This window comes from Symmachiella macrocystis (assembly GCF_007860075.1).
GTDB classification, from domain to species: Bacteria; Planctomycetota; Planctomycetia; order Planctomycetales; family Planctomycetaceae; genus Symmachiella; species Symmachiella macrocystis.
Genome location: NZ_SJPP01000001.1, coordinates 2,316,275 through 2,335,026 on the forward strand (window position 1 = coordinate 2,316,275; position 18,752 = coordinate 2,335,026).

The following is an 18,752-nucleotide window of genomic DNA, read 5'->3' on the forward strand; positions in this document are numbered from 1 at the left end:
ATGACACAGCCTCATCAACTGTGGACCGCTTCGCGCTTGGGAACATTTCAATGGCGCAATTGGGATGAAACCGAAACCATTCTGTTTCATACCGCCTCAGGCGATACGCACGTCTTGAGTCCCCCCGCCGCTGTAGTCCTCAAAGAATTGGAACACGCCAGTTTGCCCTTCGAGGAAATTGTGAAACGCGTTACCATCTCACTGGGTGATGTGCACGACGACAGCTTGGCCGATCAGGTCGAGCAACTCTTGGACGACTTCGACCAACTGGGGCTGATTGAGCCGGTTACGTGAAGCTAAATGATCTTTCCATAACACAGTTAGTCCAACGGGCAGCCAGTGAGGGCCTGTGTTGGCGCGTGGGACCATTCATTGTCCGCCTGCGAACGCCGCTTCCAGACATCGTCGAGAACATCGCCTTCCTTTATGCCGGCTTCCCGGTACTGGATGGCGCAGACTACGCCGATCATGAAGTCGTGGTCCTTCCCCGCGGTATGACGGGAAAACGGTTCAGTATCATCGCCGATGGGCGCGCGATCTATCCTTCGGAACCGCGCGCCATTGCTGTGCCGTTGTTGGAATGGACGCTCAACCTCTGTGTGTTTCACCAACCGAGCACCAATTTGATTCTGCACGCCGCTGTCGTAGAACGAAGCGGCTGTGCGCTGATCATGCCGGCAGTCCCCGGTTCGGGCAAAAGCACTTTCTGCGCCGCACTGGCGCATCGCGGTTGGCGATTGCTCTCCGATGAGGTGGCGATCTTGCGGCGGAGCGACGGCCGCGTTGTGCCGGCGACCCGGCCCATCGGCCTGAAAGACGCTTCGATCGACGTGATCCAACAATTCGCCCCTGAGGCGGTGCTCGGCCCCAGTTGGCCCGGCACGGTAAAAGGGACAGTCGCGCATTGCCTACCCAGCCCAGAGAGCATCCGTCGTGCGGGGGAGACCGCCCAGCCGCGCTGGTTGATGTTTCCCGCATATCGCCACGGAGCTGAAACGGAGCTGACACCAATCTCCAAACCGCGCGCCTTGGTCCATGCCGCTGCCGATTCCTTCAACTACAGTGTGCTTGGCACCGAGGGCTTTACAGCTTTGTCGCGCTTGGTCGATGCGTGTGACTGTTATGAACTGACTTACAGTGATTTAGAAGATGCGGTGACCGTGGTCGGGGAATGGACCCAGTTAGTTGGCTCGACACAGCCCGAGTCTACTCCAGAGCAATCGATACCGGCCGAGACACCGCCTGTCCACACGGGGGCTACCCAGGAGAGTCCCGCAAAAATCGGCGCATCGCCGCTGCGGATACGCGAATTGCTGTTGGGAGCGCTGCGGCACCCCGAAGATCTAGAACAGCTCTCGCCCGCGGAATGGGATGTGTTGTTACGTGCGGCGCGCGTGACCAGTTTGCTTTCCAGTTTGGCGGTCCGTGCTGCCGAATTGGAATTGCTGGAGAAGATCCCCGCCGGTCCCCGTCCGCACTTGGAAGCCGCGCGAACCGTTGCCATTCAACATGAGCGGATCGCCTTGTGGGAAGTCAAACGGGTTGAACGCGCGCTCGTGGAGATGGAAACACCTGTCGTCTTTCTCAAAGGCGCTGCCTACCTCTTGGCCGGATGCCGCTTTTCAAGGGGGCGCGTGATTACTGATGTCGATATCTTGCTCCCTCGACAAAACTTGGCCGCCGCCGAAGAACAGTTTCGCGACTGGGGATGGATCGCCGATGAGGAAAGCCCGCTCGATGAACAATACTACCGCGAATGGTTGCACGAGTTGCCACCGCTGACACACTTCCGTCGCGGCACGTCGCTCGATGTGCACCATACGATTTTGCCGCGAACTGATCGCTTAGAGGTGCGGCCCGAATTGTTGTTCGACGAGGCGGTCCCTTACGAAGAGGGGAACGATCAATTCCTGGTGCTCTGTCCGGCGGACATGTTTTTACATGCGGCGACGCATCTTTTCCGCAACGGCGATTTTTCCAAAGGCCTGCGGGATTTGGCCGATTTACGGGGCATGCTGGAGGAGTTTGCGACGACCGAGAACTTTTGGCGACAACTCGTGACCCGCGCTGAACAATTGGACTTGGCCGGTCCTTGTTATTACGCCTTGCGGTATACGGCCCGGTATTTCGATTGCCGGATCCCGGATGATGTCAACGCGGCGACGCGGGCCTGGAAACCGGTTTGGCCGCCGCTGATGGTGATGGATCGCCTGGTCGACGCAGCTGTCATCCCCCGCTATCTAGATCGCATCGACCACCGGCGTGAGCGCGCGATCGGGATTTTAGCGCGGTTGTATCTGCCCCGTTTGCGTGTCGCAGCGTCGCCATCGTTTTGGAAAAAGCGCGTGCCACAGTGGTTTGGGCCTCGCAAACCCTAGACATGACCCTGCGGCTATTCGGCCGGTTTCGCCAACGGCAATTCGTAACAAGCGGCTTCCAGATCGTTGCGGACAATCAGTATGCCGTGTGCGAAGGCGAGCGTGTTCCAAGTCTTGCTGGACAAGGCGGGGATGCGGCCGAGCTCGATCAGTTTTTCCGGATCGGGATCAACGAGCACCACCGGCCCCTTTTCGGTTTGCACAAGAATTAAGTCGCCCACCTGCAGGATTTGTCCGTGTCCGTAGCGCCCTTTCTTCCAGACATGCTTGCCGGTTTTCAACGAAATGCAGGCGAAGATGCCGTTGTCCAAACCATAGACGTAGTCGCCGTCGATCACCGCTGTGGTGAATTTCGTAGCCATACGGCGGCTGGTCCATTCTGAGGTGATGTTCCACTTGCCATCGGTCCGTTTGACAGTGATCAATTCGCTGCCCACACCGTATCCGCTACTGAGAAAGATTTGATCGTCTCGCCCGGGGACCATTAACGGTTGCGAGGCGTTGATCCCTTGATCGTTACCAAAATCATGTTGCCACAACACCTGGCCGGTTTCCGGATCATGGCTGAGCAGGCCACTGCGCGTGAAGTTCAAGACCTGAGGAACACCGTCGACGTTCACCAAAATCGGCGAGCTGTAACTGGTTTTCCATTCCCCTGCGGCAAAAACTTTTTCGCCCGTCTCTCGATCGTAGCCGACCAAAGCGGGGTGCTCGCCGCCGGTCAATCCGATCATTACCAATGTGTCGGTCACCAGCGGCGACGAACTCGTGCCATAGGTGAGATTGTTTGCGTCGGATTCCTCCAGCACGTTTTTTGACCAAATCGACTCCCCGGTTGTACCATCCAAGCAATCCAGCACGCCGGTGGCGCCCCAAGTATAAACGCGATTCTCGCTAACGGTCGGAGTCCCCCGCGGGCCGGGGCCGCCCAGCGTGGAATCGTAAAAGGCATCGTCGCCGTGCACCCAGATTTCATTGCCGGTATTGATGTCATAACAGACCACGCATTCCTGGTCGTTGCGCTGTTCTTGCGTCAGCGCGTAATCACCCACGATGGAAAATCCGCTCCAACCGTACCCCACCGGTTTACGCCACAACAATTGGGGCGGATTCGCTTCCCAGTCGCGAGCCAAATTCACACCCGCGATGACACCGTTGCGATCCGGGCCGAGAAACTGCGGAAAATCACCCGGGGCCACGTTCAGCGTGTGTTCAGCGGGATCAACCGCGTCATTGGCTTGGGGTTTATTGTCTGCGGCAAACGTCCGCTGTGCGGTCGTGCGAAATGCAAAGTCGACTTTGCCATCGCCGGTCAAACCGGCCACGCGATAAAACATGAGAAACGGGACGAGCAACACCGCCGTCACGCAGGTCACAAACAACCGTCGCCGCCAGGACCAGGGCAAAAACGCAATCCAACCCAGCCAGAGCACAAATAGCGTCGCCGGTAAAAATCCCGGCAGCAGAGAAAACCGCGAAATCACCGTGCCGGAGTTCGTCCAAATCAACGCCACATTGGCCGCCAACCAGGAGGCCACGACGCAGCCCAACAGCACGTATTTGGTGCGGGGGTGCCTGAATTTACTGCCCACTCCATAGGTCAGCACCGCCAACCCAGCAATGGTGGCGATCAGCAATTGCAGAAACGATGTTTCCGGTGCCCCTTGGGACATCCAATATACGATCGTGCGACCCCATGTGTAGGGCAGTATGGATAACGTCCCGACCCAGGCGACGACCAAGCGAATAATCGCAATCGTCCGGCCGGCACCGTTGACCTGTGCAAATTCAGTTTCCATCAAAGATCCCAATGCGGCATCGCCTGAGAATTGGTTTCAAAACCTGGTGATGTTTGTTCGACATTCGATCATGCCAGAATGTTCATAGCAAATCGGAAAGTTTTGAGACGGCCTGTCGAGAAAGAGTCGAATCCCCGCACCGATCTCTGCACCCCATCTCAAAACTGAATTCCCCATGTTGAATCACCACCGGTTGTATTCGTAACATCAGTAAGAATAGTAGCTTCCGATGCAGTGTGCTACTGTTAACCAGTCCAACAGTGCGAGCAGAGGACAAGCTTTCCATCCCGGCAGACCTGCAACGAGGTGTGCGCTGGCGTGCTAGATTCATCCGGGATTGCTGAACTTCAGAGCTCCGGCAATTTTGGCGGGGAGAACAAACTCCAATTGCATCAAAATTCGAGCTTGGGTAAAGTCCCCCGTCTTGCGTGGAGCTGGATGGAGCGGACTTGGTCTTTCGCTTTCCCGTTCGCCGCATAGACAACCCGCGAAGACAAGAAAGAGGTGTAGAGCCGATGTCGAAGCCCCTAAAACAGTCCAAGCGTCCCGTGCAGCGGCACTTCGGCGTGATCATTTGCTTGTCGTTGGCGATTTTCTGGGCCTGGACATCGTATGTCGACCATCATCCAGCTGTTGCTGAAAAACAGCCGGCGGCTTTGGCGATTCAATCCTTGCCTCCACGCAGCGACAACCCGTCGCCGGAGATTGCTCTCCCCGTCCCCGGTGACGACCGTGACGAAGAGTTGCGGCAAAAAGCGATCGGGACGTGGGAGGATGATTATCACGGCAAACGAACCATGGACCTCCGCGCGGACGGCACAGCCACGATGATCGTGGAACCCGAAGGCATCGGGGCGGCGTTATTTGCTAAAAAACTGACGTTCGATATCCAATGGAAGATCGAACAAGGGGTGATGATTCTCAAAACGTTGGGCGGAACCCCCGCGAAGAAAATTGCGCTGGTCTCGAAAATCTACGGCGATCAAGCTGAAGAGATCATCATCGAATTGACCGACAACCGCTTGTTGGTGGAACACGACGAGTCCACCGACTTCGATTGGCGGCGCGTGAGCGAATGAACGTGTAGGTCATGCTGTGCATGACCTACACGATTGCCCCTGGTTCCCAAACTCCAGTTTGGAACGCGTATCGAACCGAGATGCATCATTCTTTGAGCCATGTCATGGCCGCTTCCCGGTCTCCGAATGCAAAGTGCCGCACTTCGGCTTGGACAAAATGGCTGGCGATCTTTGGTGCGATTGTGAGGAACTCACTGTCGGAAACGGCTGCGATCTTTTTCACATGGCGATGATGATTGCGTACGAATTGTACGTGTGAAACAAAGGAGCCAAAGTCGTGCCACCCCGGGAAGGACTCCGCCTCGATCAGAATTCCTTGGAGATTCCCCTTCGAATCGATGTAAGGGTCGACCTCTGCTGCAATCCCTTTGAAGTCGTCCGACGTTAAAGGTGCCTGGGGAGTCAGTACGAGAATGCCTTCAGCTTCGAGCAATTTGTGATCTAGCATGCGAACGATCTCCAAGTCAGGTTAAAGTGATATCAGTCTTCTCGAATCCTTGCTTCGATTGAAGTGTGTCACGATTACTCCTCGAGGAGGTGAAGTGAGGCCTTGCTTGATCTCCGCGTCTTGGCGACTTTGCGCGAGTCCTTATTGTTTGAAAAACGGCACTAACGCCCGATCGCCTTACGGAGCTGATTGATGTATTTGGGGATCTCGGTTTTTGGTTCGCCTTTGCCTTCGTACTCCAACACCACATACCCGCGATATCCGGCATCGTCCAGAATCTTGATAATCCGATCGAGGTCCGCCGGTTCTTGCGGTCGGTCGGCTGGTTTCATGTCGACCTTGATTTGCGCGTTGACGGCATACGGCGCGATCTTGGCCAAATCGCCATACGGGTCCGCCGTGCGGAAATTGCCGCTGTCAAAGTTCACACCAAACCAAGGCGAATCTTGCACGCGTTCGCAGATTGCCAACAGACCGTCCGCCTCGGCTGTGATCCCCCCGTGGTTTTCGATCGCCAGCACGACCCCCTTTTGAGCGGCATAGTCCAGCGATTCGTTCACGCCGGCGACGCACCGCTCTAAGGCGTCGTCAAACGTCTCCTCTTGCGGGACATAACCGGCAAAGATGCGGATCACCGGTGCGCCGATGATGGCGGCATAGTCGATCCAGCGTCGCGTATGTTCCAACGACTTTTGCCGGGCTTCTCCTTCCGGCAGGCAGAAGTTGTTGTTGATCGCTGTGCCGGAAATATCCAACCCCAAGCGAAACGCCTGTTCCTTGAGCGAGAGCAAATACGCGGTGTCAATTTCTGCAGGGTAATTCGCAAACCAATAACTGGTCAGTTCACATCCATCGAGATTGAGCGACGCCGCCTCGGTGATGAAATCGGGCATCGTCATTGTGGGGTTTTTGAAATCCAGATACTTGCGGTACGAATAGGCCGCCAAGCTGAGCTTCATATACGGCTTGCCAGTTCGCACGATTGGTTTGGCGGCCGTGACTTCTTGAGAGAGGACCGTGCCGCCGGCCACCGCTGCCCCGAGGGCCAAACTTTGTTTCAGAAAATGGCGGCGGTCCGGATGGGTATCGTGCGGTTGTGGTGTGGCTGTCATGGGATTGCGAGACTCCTGTGCGAGATGGGCCGGCAGTGATTCGTAAGGAACCGGCGGAATCACTGCACTATACCGCGCCACGGGTCTCGCCGACCACCATCGCCGAATACCGCTGCGGGTAAAAAAGCCTCACGCCAAGCCGCAAAGTTCGCAAAGGGGTTTGCAATGTCGATGCGCTGGGCATCGGTTGGCGTGGATCGCGCTCAACAGGCAAAGCAATGATCGTTTACAAACGATATCCCCACCACGCAGCTGCCCGTGATTAATCCGTTTTTCCTGGTCACTCCTTTGCGGCCTTTGCGGCTTTGCGTGAAGCTTACTTTCCCGCGCTTTAACGTTTAGGGTGGGGCTTCTGGCCCCGTGACGAACCGTTAGGGGACACTCAAATCCCTTCCCTGGTAAATAGCTACGATTGCCCCCACCACAATACCCAAGAACATCGCCATCAATATCGACACGATCAACGTGATACAGGACAAAACTGTGCCCAAGGGAGTAAAAACGAGTGATATCAGGGCCGCCCGGCCTGGCTTCGCGGGAAGTTGGTTGTGAGTGACGATGGCGAGGCTGATGAACTCAACCATCATGGCAATTGCTGCAAATTCAAGAAAGGCTGCATCAAATTCGAAAGGTCGTAAAAGTGGTACTCCACGCAGCTGTTGAATCACCAACACAAGCGGAATCGTCGGGACGAGTGAGGTCAATAATATTCTGGAGGCGGTGGCTGGTGTTGGTTCTGCGGTCAATAGTGAGAGTCGTAAAAATGATGTCCATTGATTGCAGACGGCTACGACTTTTATATAAAGCACTGCTGCATTTCTGAATGCGTTAAACGAGCAGCAGCCCAATGAAACGACGAACAAGACTACCATCATGATAATGTCAAGAGTTTGCATATCGATGGCTCCGAGTGGTGGGAATGAAAGCATGCTATTGCGCGCGACGTTCCCGCCTCGCTTACGCCATGCCGCGGCGCTGGAGTTCGGACATCACGTTTTGGACGATCGCGTCGACCTCGCTGCGGTCCACTGTGTTGGCCTGGACGGGGCAACCGCCGACCGGTTGGCCGGTGAAGCCTTGCTCGGCCAACAGGCATTGTAACGTTTTGCTGAGCATGCCGAGGTCGGTACTTTGGTTTTCCGACATCGGTTGACGGCCGGTGCCCATGTTGAAGCCGCGTAACTCGACAGCGGCGCGGAAGCCTTCGGGGAATTCGGCGGAATACAGCATCGCGTCGAACAACGTTACCAGGTCGTATTGCACTTGCCGTGCTTCATCAAGCTGGCCGGCAGTGGTGAGGTCGTAAAGTTTACGAGTAATTTCCGGCACGACACCGGAGGTGGCATTGGTTCCGCCGTCGCAACCGATCAACAACAGCGGCATCAGTGCCGCATCCCAACCGGTCAAAAAACTGAACTCCGGCCGATTGGGCCGCACTGCTTGAATCATGCGAATCATGTGCGGGATGTCGCCCGAGGAATCCTTGATCGCCACGATCTTCTCGAAGTTGTCGGCCAGCCGTTGCACGGTCGGCACATCGATCGGGCTGGCAAACATGGGAATGTTGTACAGCGTGACGTCGACTGGTGTATTGCGGCCAATCTCGGCGAAGTAGGCGTAGACTGATTCGGGGCTGAGCTTGTAATAGAACGGCGCCACGATCGCGACCGCCCGCACCCCCAGCTCGTGATAGAACTCGCAGGCTTTGATCGTTTCCTTGACGTTGGCTTCGGCGGCTCCGGCGAGAATCGGTACGCGGCCCCGCGTCTGATCGACCATGATTTCAATAATCCGCCGCCGCTCCTCAACCGTGAAGCGGGTGAATTCGCCGGTCGACCCGTTGGGATACAAACCATGCACGCCCCGATCGATCAGCCAATCGGTATAACGCCGCAGTTCCCCTTCATCGATTTCACCCCGGGCATCGAGGGGCACAAGATTGGGCGTAAAAATACCTTGGAGTTTGGCGGAATTCGGCATGGGACTCACATCATTTCCGTGTAGATAAACAACTGGGAGACGCGTTTATCATAACATGCGGAGCAGGCGCGGGCAGGGGTAGCGGGGTAGGTTCCGTTGACTTTTTCGCTGGGCAACCCTGCGGGAGCGACCGATCATCCGCGCAATCGGAAAAAGCGGCACATGTCGACGCCGCATTGCTGGAGCGACGCTGTGAGCAGTTAGACGCGGCGGCTGGAGCGGCAGACGGCGAAGATGGAAACTCCGAACAAGAAAATCACAGCGAAAGCGGGCAAAATGAAATCGGTCCCCGACATGGGATCCACGGCAGCGGCTCCGCCACCCTGCGGGGGCAAGTCTTGACCCCGTGCTGCGGCCGCTTGCCACAGGATCGCCCAGCCGGTGGCGGTGAAGGCGGCCATCCTCTGGCAACGTCGCCCGTTTAACCAATTCATGCGCGTATTCCTCGGGGAAGCTGTTTCATCAACGGGCATTTATTTACAACTCGTTTCAAAATCCTCTGACGCGTCTAACTGACACTGGTCTGTAGGTTTCGAGGACAAGCGCTACCGGGTTTTGAAACTGGTTCTAATGTGATTGCAGGATGTTTGGGTCGCAGATTTCGTTTGAGCGTCTCTTCAAAATACGTCTGTGAACTGCCTTTTCCCGTCCTGGGAGGGGGAAGACACGCTTTTAGATCCAGCATACGCTCCCGCGGGTGCCGGTACCAGTGGCAAATTGCAGCAGTCGCATTTTATAACAATTCGCTGAGCGGAACCCGCAGGCGGCGAAACTCGCGACTCGGCAGGCACACCGTATCCCAACCGGCGGAGCGGGTTTTCATGACCTCCAGATAGGCATCGGCCCAGACGCCGAAGAACGCATAACGGCGGCCGCGAAATTCAAACAGTTCGTCGAAATGCTGACAGTGCTTTTCGTGCACAATGTGATAGGCAAAGGCCAGCAGCCCGCGAAATCCTGTGCCGAACACTTCCTGCCATTGCAACAGCGCCGGCACATCTTCGGCACCGGTCCAGTTCTCCCACTTGTGCCCGTCTGTGCGACGCCCGGAAGGAAACCGCCGCCCCTTCACATCGACCAGAAGATTGGTCTCGCCGGGAGAATAGACAATAAAGTCCATCGACTTGAGCGAAGCGCCGTCCAGCAACGCGCGGCGGCGTTCGTCGACAAAGACGTAAGGCGTCTTGCGTCCGCGCAGAAATTCTTCGAACGCCACATCGTAATGATTGCACCGCAGGCCCATACTCTTCCACTCCCCACCAACTGCGCGCAGTTGGTCGCTGAGACATTCATCTGGAAATACGCTGCCTGCGTGTTAATCAGCATATTCGCAGCCGTGACTGATTGCAATCCGAACTGCTGTGCGCTGTGGTTGTCTTAGCCACAGATTGAACAGAGATGAAACACAGATTTTTTCAGATCGCTCAATCGATTGTTCGGATGGGTCTCAGGAAATGATGTTGCCTGCAGAGAAAAAAGTAAGCGATGGCTAAAATTTCTTTGCGGCTTTGCGCGAGGCTTTTTTGAAGTCAAAAACACGCGGCGGCGGCTTATTGGGCGATGGAATACAGCACGACGTTTAAGGCGATTTTGACGGCGTCCTCGTGGACGTACCCGGCGCAGGCAACTGAGGATTGGCGTTCCAAAGCGCAACTGATGTCGAACTTGCTATAGATGACGGCAATGCGACCATCAATCTCGATCCCCTCCAGTAACGGTTCGACTTCGAAGACGTTCGATTTGAGTGTCACTTTGGTGCTGCCCGATTCGGGGGCCCGCCGCTGCACCTTGCGGATATCGAACCCTCCCAATTGTGAGGTAAAGATCTCATGGTCCATCGGCAACCGTTTCAGCGGCGCATCGGGATAAATCTGCTCCATCAATTCCCGGAAACTCTTATCAAACTGCGGGGCGCCGCAACAGGCATCGGCGAATAAGAAGCCCCCTTGGTCGAGGTACTTTCGCAGGTTCTCTTGTTCCTGGCGGCTGAATTCAAACCGGTGACGGCCATGCATGTAGAGAATAGGGTACTTGAAGATATTGTCATCGACCGCAACCAGATCGCGCTCGGTTGTCGAGGCCACCATGCCTAATTTGTCGTTCAGCGCAAAGAGCATATTGCGCAGCGCTGTGGGAGCGGTGTTCCAGCTTCCCGCGTGGCGGACTTTGGCGACTTGCAACAAGCCCCGTGTCACCTTGACCTGCGCCCCTTCTTCGGCGGCCAGGCGATTGTCGTCCAGTTTTTCCATCAGCTCCCGGCCGGTGGCATAGGCGATCACATTCACGCCCACCTTCATGGCCCTGAGCACCATGGATGTTAAGGCGGGGGCACGTTTTTCCGGAATGCGTAGCCGCCATTTGTCCCATAAACAGGACAGATCGTCCGGCGAATAAATAATCACCGTCCGGCAGCCGAGTTCCACACCCCACAGTTCGACCGACTCAGAATCGAGTCGGTATTCGCTGCGATAGACTTCATGATCGGGTCCCAGACGCACCAACTCCGCTTCCCCATCAGGGTACATTTTGCGGATCAACTCGCGAAAACTGCGATCAAAGTCTTCGCCGTCGCAGCAGGACTCGACAAAGATCGTCCCGCCACCGCTGACGTATTCCTTGAGCTTGCCCCGTTCCGCTTGGGTGAAGTCGTAGCCGTAGCGGCCGCTGATGAAGACGACCGGCGCTTGATGCAAATCGGCGACAGTCGCTGCTCGGCTATCAACTTGCTGCCAGGTCAGCAATTTTGGCCATTTTTCCAAGCCGCTGATGTGTTTGGTGAGGTTGTTGACATCGTTGTGGTGATTGTCCCAATCCTCCTCGGTGAGGCGGCCGTTGTTTTCCCGCGGCCCATATTTCAATTTATTGACCAAGACCGGTGCCAGTCCCTTGGAGAGAAATAGTAGGGCGAACGATGTGGAGATAATTTCGTCCTCCATATGCCCGCTCCCTTTCCAGCTTCCGGCGATCGTTGCTTGCCGGGCAACCAGATATTCTGCTCCTTCGCGGTACCAATCGTGCTGGCCGAAAAATCGCCGCGCGCTGAGCCGTCCGGCCCGCTCCAGGCCGTACAGATAATACAGTTGCCACGTGTGAGCCTTGGGGTTCATGCCGACCGCGAAATTTCGTGTCAGCCATTCGACGCCCCGTTCGAGTGCTTTCAGATAGGGATCTTCTTCCGGGGTTCCGCAACAAATCGGACGGCCATCCTCGTCGATTTCGTTGGCATCGTCGCTGAGCATGGAATGCACGATGACCATACTGGCGATTCCGGCGACCGTCATGCTGCCGGTGCTTGAACCGGAACTAACGGTGTAACCCCAACCACCGTCGACGTTTTGCGCGCCAAGCCAATGTGCTCGAATCCGCTCCCAGGTTGCGGTACTGACTTCCACCCCGTATTCCTGTGCGTCGCGCAGTCCCAACACCGCATATTGGCTATTGCTGTTATCTCCCCCCGCCATATTCAGCCGGCCGCCGGGTGCAGTGCCGTACGACCACCCGCCTCGTCCTTCGCCGCGGCGGATTTGGCTGTCTTCCAACATCTCCACCAATTCCCCAATGAGCGCTGCATCCCGTTTGCCATCTTTAGCTGCAGCGAGCGCCATGATCATCAACGCGACCTCGTAGGTGCGATTCGGCTTGTTGCGGGGTTCGCGCAAAAAGCGCAGCGCCCGCGCCATCTGTGGATGATCGGCTGGGACTTTGGCATTGAACAGCGCCAATGCGGTCAGGCTCGTGACACCCACGTCCCAATTCCCGCCGCTGGCCCAAGAGCCGTTGTCGTTCTGTCGCCGCAACAGGAACTTCACACCGCTATCGATCGAATGATGGACCTTCTGAGCTGTAATTTCGGCCCGGGCATTTCGGTGGGAGCTGGCGAGGATCGCGAGCGTACAGATCACGATCAGAAGGTGGCGGGCGATTCCGCAGCGCATGTCATTATCTCCCAAAGCACGTCCGTGGAACCAAAACGGCGGATGACGTGTCCTGCATGACATCATAACAGTCCCTCGGATGGCCAACAATAAAAACCGCAAACGCTGCATGGCAAACGTGGTTTTGGATTGGAATCTTAAGAAAACCGCGAGAGATGCGAATGGATTCCAAAGGAGGGGGATTGGATTGGGGAGGTTGGAAAAGGGGGGAAGTGAACTTGACGTTGATCAGTTGTTTTATACAATTGTTTCAAACGACTGTTTGATTTGCATTTCTAGACAGCCTCTCTTTCCTATGTCCACAGACGATACTCGAACTCGAATTCTCAATGCGGCCGGCCCCGTCTTTGCGGAAAAGGGCTTTTCCGATGCGACGGTGCGCGATATTTGCCAAGCGGCGAATGTGAACGTCGCCAGTGTGAATTATCATTTCGGTGACAAGGAGCAATTGTATATCGCGACGGTGACGCAGGCCCGTGAGTTGAGGGTGCGGAAGGTTCAGTTTCCCGTCTGGTCGGCGGAGACGTTGCCAGAGGAAAAGCTGCGTGATTATTTGATGACGATGATCACACGGATGCTGGGGACGAATCAGGCACCCTGGCAGGCGACGTTGATGATGCGTGAAGTTTTGCATCCCACGGCTGCCTGTAAGGCGCTGGTCAAGGATCATTTTCGTCCCGATTTCGATCTGCTGGTGGGAATTTTGCGGGAGATCATGCCTGAAGGGACTCCCGATTTCAAACTGCATCTCATCGGTTTCAGTATTCTAGGACAGTGTTTGAATTACCGGGTGGCGGGTGAAGTGGTCGCCATCATGATTGACGAACAAGAGCGACGGGATCATTACAGCATCACACAACTTGCTGAACATATTGCCGAGTTTTCATTGGCCGCATTGGGCTGCATCGCGCCTTACTCCGAACGGTCTCAGTCACAGTCAAGTCGGAGTATTCCCGCCCCCAACCATTCCCGTGCTTCGACAACAGCGGGTCGTAGCGTTTCGCGTTAACCAAGTTTGAGTCTCAATCGTTTGAAGGTTGTTTCCCTACGATGAAATTTCTCCGTTACCTCATCCTACGGATCGTTTTGCCGGTCATCATTTTGATAGGCGGCATCGTTGGATTTCAGGTTCTCAGCGCGCGTCCCGAGATGGTGATCGAAGACGAACAAGCCCAGATGGATCCTCTCGTCGAGTGGGTTCCCGTTGCGGCACACGCGTCGGGATTGGACATCGAAACTGATGGAGTTGTGGTGCCGCACCGAGAAATCTACCTCTCCGCCGAAGTGGCGGGACGCATCACGTTCAAGTCGGACGAGTGCAACTCGGGCAACTATGTGAAGGCGGGGACGCTGTTGTTGGAAATTGATCCCCGCGACTATGAATTAGAAGTTCGCCGGTTGAGCAAGGAGATCGCACAAGCGGAAGCGGATTTGCAGGAGAACGATGTCGAGATCAAAAACGCCGAGATGATGGTGGGATTGAGCCAGGAAGATTTGGTACTGCAAGGACAAGAAATGAAGCGGGTACAGGATCTCTCGAAGCGGGGCGTGATCACCGAATCGGACATCGACGTTGCTAAGCGTGACGAGTTGGCCGCCCGGAATAGCCTGCAGGTGCAAAAGAACTTGTTGACGTTGCAAAAATCCCGCCGCCAGCGATTGCAAAGCGCGCTGGAGTTGAAGGGCACGCAATTGGAGAAAGCCCAATTGGACCTGAGCCGAACTAAGATCACAGCCCCGCTGAGCGGTGTGATCATCGAGGATTTGGTGGAAACCGATACGCACGTCACCAACGGCACCCAACTGGTTCGCATCAATGATTCGTCGACCGCTGAAGTGAAATGCGGCTTGAAAATGGACGAATTGTTTTGGATCTGGAATCAAACGGGTGAACGGTATGTGAGCGATCAAGCCATGTCAGCGGCCGCCACCTTTGAAATTCCCGAAACGCCGGTGACAGTCACTTACCGGTTGATGGACCGCAATTTTCATTGGCAGGGGGTTTTATCTCGGTACGAAGGAACGGGGCTCGACATTGCGACGCGCACGATCCCTTGCCGAGTTGTCGTTAAAAAACCTCGCGAGGTCCGCATCACCGACGATCAAGGGCGACCGATGGATTTTCACGGACCGCGAGCGATGGTCACCGGCATGTACACCACAGTCCGCGTTCACGCCCAGCCTACTGCGCGGTTATTGAGTGTACCCGAAAGCGCGGTCCGGCCCGGCAACCGCATTTGGGTTGTCCGGAACGGGGTACTCTCCATCGAAACCATTCAGCCTGCCGAGACACTCGATGGGGCTGTCATACTTCCGGCGGCATCGTCAAAAATCGAAGCGGGCGACCACGTCGTCACCTCGCCGCTCGCGGAGGTCCGCAACGGCATGAAAGTCCGCGAATCGTCCCAGCCAGTGGCCACAACAACCCCCGAAATGAACTAACCACAAGAGACACAAACCGAGCGCCGCACATGTTTGTTACTACTTGCCGGTCGAAGTGAGATTTATGAAACGAACTGCCAAGCCACGGCGCAGCTGACCGAAGCGGAGCTTCGAGAGATTGGTTTTCCCAACCTGAGTTTGGAAAACCCGCAAAAACTTCCTACGGTCGACAGCCCCTAGCCTTTTAGCCTCTCTAACGACATCGCCATGAAATCGATTATCCGTTGGGCCGTTTCTAATTCTCCCGCCATGAACACGCTGATGATTGGCGTGCTCCTGATGGGGAGCGCCAGTCTGTTCATGATGCGCCGCGAAGTCTTTCCAGAATTTGAGATGGAAGTCATCTTGATCACCGTGCCGTATCCCGGCGCGAGTCCCGATGAAGTGGAGGAGGGGATTTGCCAGAAGATCGAAGAGTCGGTGCACTCGATTACGGGCATTAAAAAGAAGACAGCCGTCGCACGCGAGAGTTTTGGGTATTTGATTCTGGAATTGGAATCGAATATTCCCGATGTGCAAAAGACGTTGGCCGAAGTACGTTCGGAAATCGACCGGATTCCCAGTTTTCCCGAATTGGCCGAAGACCCGGAAATCAAACAGATCACGTTTCGGCAACCGGCGATTCGTGTGGGAATTTTGGGGACCGCCGACGACTCACCTGATGCGGCTTTAAAACTGCGTGAGGTGACCGAACAGGTCCGCCGCGACTTGTTGCAACTCCCCTCGGTGTCGCAAGCGAATATCATTGGCGGCAAGGATTATCAGATCGACATCGAAATCTCGGAAACGGCGCTACGCAAGCATGGCTTGTCGCTGGGGCAGGTTGCCGAAATCGTGAGACGGCAAAACCTGGAATTGCCCGGCGGTAGCATCAAAACCGATTCTCAAGAGGTCTTGCTGCGTGGCAAGAACAAGCAGACCATCGGCGAGGATATCGCGAAGATCCCGCTCGTTACGCAGTCGGGCGGAGTAGTGCTCACCATCGACGATCTGGGCAATGTGCAGGATGAATTCGCCGATATGACTGCCGAGACAGTCATCAATGGACGGCCCGGTTTGCTGATTTCCGTCGACCGCACCGCTAGTGAAGATTTGCTGGCCATTGTCAATGAAGTCAAGGAATACACAGCCCGCCAAGAGGTCCCCGCCGGGTATGAATTGCAAACTTGGCGCGATCGATCGGTGGACGTGCGCGATCGTATGGACTTGTTGACCCGCAACGGTCTGCAAGGATTAGCGCTGGTCTTTTTGGTGTTGGCCCTGTTTTTGGAATTGCGACTAGCGTTTTGGGTCGCGCTGGGCATTCCCATTGCCATCCTGGGGGCCAGCGCGGTGTTGTTATTTACCGGACATACGCTCAACATGCTGACGATGTTCGCATTTCTGTTGGCGTTGGGGATCGTGGTTGACGATGCCATCGTGATCGGTGAAAATATCTATGCGCATCGCCAACTGGGCAAGCCGCTGCTGCAAGCGGCCATTGACGGAACAGCCGAGGTGGTCCCCGCGGTGGTCGCCTCGGTCGCCACCACGATCATTGCCTTTTTGCCGCTGATGTATGTCTCAGGGGTGATGGGCAAATTCATTGCCGTGATGCCGGTTGCCGTAATTGCCATGTTGGTCATCTCGCTGGTGGAGAGCAGTTTTGTGCTGCCTTGCCACTTGGCGCACAAACGGGGCATGTTTTTGATGGTGGTCGAATGGCTGCTCTATCCGTTTCGTCCCTTGGCCATCATTTTTGGCTGGATGAACCGGTACTGCATTCGGCTCTTGGATTGGATCATTAAGCGTGTGTATGTGCCGACTTTGCGCAAGTCGGTCAATAATCCGGCCATTGTCATCAGTGGGGCGATTGCGTTGATGATGATTTGCTTCGGCCTCATTGCCGGCGGGATCGCTCCTTGGAGCATTTTTCCCAAATTGGACAGCAACACCATCATCGCCAAGGTGGTCTATCCCGACGGAACGCCGAGTTCGATCACCGACGAAGCGACCCAACGGATGGAGGAGGCCATCGTAAAAATTAACCAGAAGTATGCCGACCAGGGTATGAATTTGGTCGACCTAACGCGGCGAACGGTGGGGAGTGTCAGTACAGATGGTCCAATCGGCGCGGGAGGGCAATCCACCGGCAGCAACGTAGGTGAAGTCACAATCGAACTCGTGCCGCCCGAACAGCGATCGATTGTCAGCTTGGATATTGTCAAAGAGTGGCGGGAAGGATGTGGAGAATTTCCCGGCGCGCAAAGCGTGTCGTTCCGTAGCCCGAGCATGGGGCCTGAAGGCTTGCCGATCGAATTTCGACTGCTGGCGGATGAGTCCCACTTCGGCTCGCTGGAGGCTGCTGTCGAAGAATGTAAAACACAATTGCGCAAATATCCCGGTGTCGCCGACGTGGCTGACGACTCGACGCCGGGGAAATGGGAATTTCAGATTAAGGTCAAGGAGGATGCGCAAGCCATGGGCGTGACGGTTGGCGATTTGGCCGAAACCGTCCGCAATTCCTATTACGGGGCCGAAGTCATGAGGCTACAGCGGGGGCGGCATGAAGTGAAACTCATGGTCCGTTATCCCACCGAGGAACGTCGATCGCTGACGAATTTCAACGACATTCGCGTCCGTACGGATGACGGCACCGAACGGCCATTGACGGAATTGGCCGACATCACCGTCGCCCGCAGCTATGGCGAAATCAACCGCATCGATCAAATGCGGTCCATCACCGTCACAGCTGACATGGATGAGCAATTGGGAAATACGTCACAAACGATGGCGGCGCTGCGTAGCGACTATATGCCGGAACTGTTGGCCAAATATCCCGGTGTTTATGCCCGCTATGAAGGGGAAGCCGAGCAAACGCAAGATTCGGTCACCAGCATGATGCAAGGCTTTGTCGTCGCCGTGCTGGGCATGTTTGTTTTGTTAACCGTCCAGTTCCGTTCCTATCTGCAGCCGTTGTTGATTCTGGCGATCATCCCCTTCGGTATGATTGGTGCCGTGATCGGACATGCGTTCATGGGTTTACCGATCTCGCTGTTTAGCCTGTTTGGTCTTGTGGCGTTGACGGGTGTGGTGGTGAACGACTCCATCGTTTTGGTCGATTTTATTAATAGCCGCTTGGGGGATGGGTTGCCGCTGAAGGCGGCGCTTTTGGAAGCCGGGGAACGACGTTTTCGTCCTGTGTTGTTGACATCAGTTACCACGGTGGCCGGACTGGCGCCGATGTTGGCTGAAACGTCGTTCCAGGCACAGATCTTAATTCCCATGGCGGTCAGTCTATGCTTTGGTTTGATGTTGGCCACCGTGTTGGTTTTGTACCTCGTGCCGGTGTTTTATCTGGTGTATTACAAGACCACCATGTGGTTCGAATCGATCATGCAGCACGATGACGGACTCGACGATGCACCCGCGCCGGAACCGGAGTCCCCGCTCCGCAAACCGAACTTCGTGAATGGAAACCAAGAGAGCTGGCCAGCGGGGGACGAGAAACCCCAAGTCCCCGATGAACCGGCCGTTGTCAAATAGACGGCCCCGCATGACTTTAGCTGAGCAATGCCAGCGGCCGTTCGCCTGGGTTTC

The 18,752-nt window shown here is 55.7% G+C and carries 14 protein-coding genes; 6 read left to right on the forward strand and 8 right to left on the reverse strand.

Going from position 1 to position 18,752, the window contains the following annotated elements; all coding sequences use genetic code 11:
• Positions 1–294 carry an HPr-rel-A system PqqD family peptide chaperone gene (locus CA54_RS08975; protein ID WP_197532313.1) on the forward strand — a complete coding sequence of 98 codons (294 nt, stop codon included), beginning with the start codon at positions 1–3 and terminating at the stop codon, positions 292–294.
• The gene (locus tag CA54_RS08980) at positions 291–2,378 is read left to right on the forward strand and encodes an HprK-related kinase A (protein ID WP_146370454.1); all 2,088 of its coding nucleotides are present in this window, start codon (positions 291–293) and stop codon (positions 2,376–2,378) included. The genes CA54_RS08975 and CA54_RS08980 overlap by 4 nt, the downstream gene beginning before the upstream one ends.
• Positions 2,379–2,392: 14 nt before the next feature.
• On the opposite strand, the gene CA54_RS08985 is transcribed toward CA54_RS08980, so the two are convergent.
• Positions 2,393–4,177: a PQQ-binding-like beta-propeller repeat protein gene (locus CA54_RS08985; protein WP_146370455.1), complete on the reverse strand. Its 1,785-nt coding sequence runs from the start codon at positions 4,175–4,177 to the stop codon at positions 2,393–2,395.
• A gap of 515 nt (positions 4,178–4,692) precedes the next feature.
• On the opposite strand from CA54_RS08985, the gene CA54_RS08990 reads away from it, so the two are divergent.
• Entirely contained in the window at positions 4,693–5,256 is a 564-nt protein-coding gene (locus tag CA54_RS08990; RefSeq protein ID WP_146370456.1) for a hypothetical protein, read from the forward strand.
• An 85-nt stretch (positions 5,257–5,341) separates the two neighbouring features.
• On the opposite strand, the gene CA54_RS08995 is transcribed toward CA54_RS08990, so the two are convergent.
• The 7 genes from CA54_RS08995 to CA54_RS09025 form a co-directional block, all read right to left on the reverse strand.
• Positions 5,342–5,704 carry a SpoIIAA family protein gene (locus CA54_RS08995; protein WP_146370457.1) on the reverse strand — a complete coding sequence of 121 codons (363 nt, stop codon included), beginning with the start codon at positions 5,702–5,704 and terminating at the stop codon, positions 5,342–5,344.
• Positions 5,705–5,865: 161 nt separating this feature from the next.
• Entirely contained in the window at positions 5,866–6,816 is a 951-nt protein-coding gene (locus CA54_RS09000) for a sugar phosphate isomerase/epimerase family protein (RefSeq protein ID WP_146370458.1), read from the reverse strand.
• A gap of 371 nt (positions 6,817–7,187) precedes the next feature.
• The gene (locus CA54_RS09005) at positions 7,188–7,712 is read right to left on the reverse strand and encodes a hypothetical protein (protein ID WP_146370459.1); all 525 of its coding nucleotides are present in this window, start codon (positions 7,710–7,712) and stop codon (positions 7,188–7,190) included.
• A gap of 61 nt (positions 7,713–7,773) precedes the next feature.
• Positions 7,774–8,796: a dihydrodipicolinate synthase family protein gene (locus CA54_RS09010; protein WP_146370460.1), complete on the reverse strand. Its 1,023-nt coding sequence runs from the start codon at positions 8,794–8,796 to the stop codon at positions 7,774–7,776.
• Between the two features lie 200 nt (positions 8,797–8,996).
• Complete coding sequence (locus CA54_RS09015; RefSeq protein WP_146370461.1) at positions 8,997–9,230, reverse strand: hypothetical protein; 234 nt, start codon at positions 9,228–9,230, stop codon at positions 8,997–8,999.
• A gap of 299 nt (positions 9,231–9,529) precedes the next feature.
• Complete coding sequence (locus CA54_RS09020; RefSeq protein WP_146370462.1) at positions 9,530–10,039, reverse strand: HYExAFE family protein; 510 nt, start codon at positions 10,037–10,039, stop codon at positions 9,530–9,532.
• Between the two features lie 307 nt (positions 10,040–10,346).
• Entirely contained in the window at positions 10,347–12,731 is a 2,385-nt protein-coding gene (locus CA54_RS09025; RefSeq protein ID WP_231963013.1) for a DUF4159 domain-containing protein, read from the reverse strand.
• 295 nt (positions 12,732–13,026) lie between these two features.
• On the opposite strand from CA54_RS09025, the gene CA54_RS09030 reads away from it, so the two are divergent.
• From CA54_RS09030 to CA54_RS09040, 3 genes are all read left to right on the forward strand, one after another.
• Complete coding sequence (locus tag CA54_RS09030; protein ID WP_197532314.1) at positions 13,027–13,740, forward strand: CerR family C-terminal domain-containing protein; 714 nt, start codon at positions 13,027–13,029, stop codon at positions 13,738–13,740.
• 41 nt (positions 13,741–13,781) lie between these two features.
• Entirely contained in the window at positions 13,782–15,173 is a 1,392-nt protein-coding gene (locus CA54_RS09035; RefSeq protein WP_146370464.1) for an efflux RND transporter periplasmic adaptor subunit, read from the forward strand.
• Positions 15,174–15,380: 207 nt separating this feature from the next.
• Positions 15,381–18,698 (forward strand): efflux RND transporter permease subunit, encoded by a 3,318-nt coding sequence (locus CA54_RS09040; protein WP_146370465.1) that lies wholly within the window; start codon positions 15,381–15,383, stop codon positions 18,696–18,698.
• Positions 18,699–18,752: the final 54 nt, after the last annotated feature.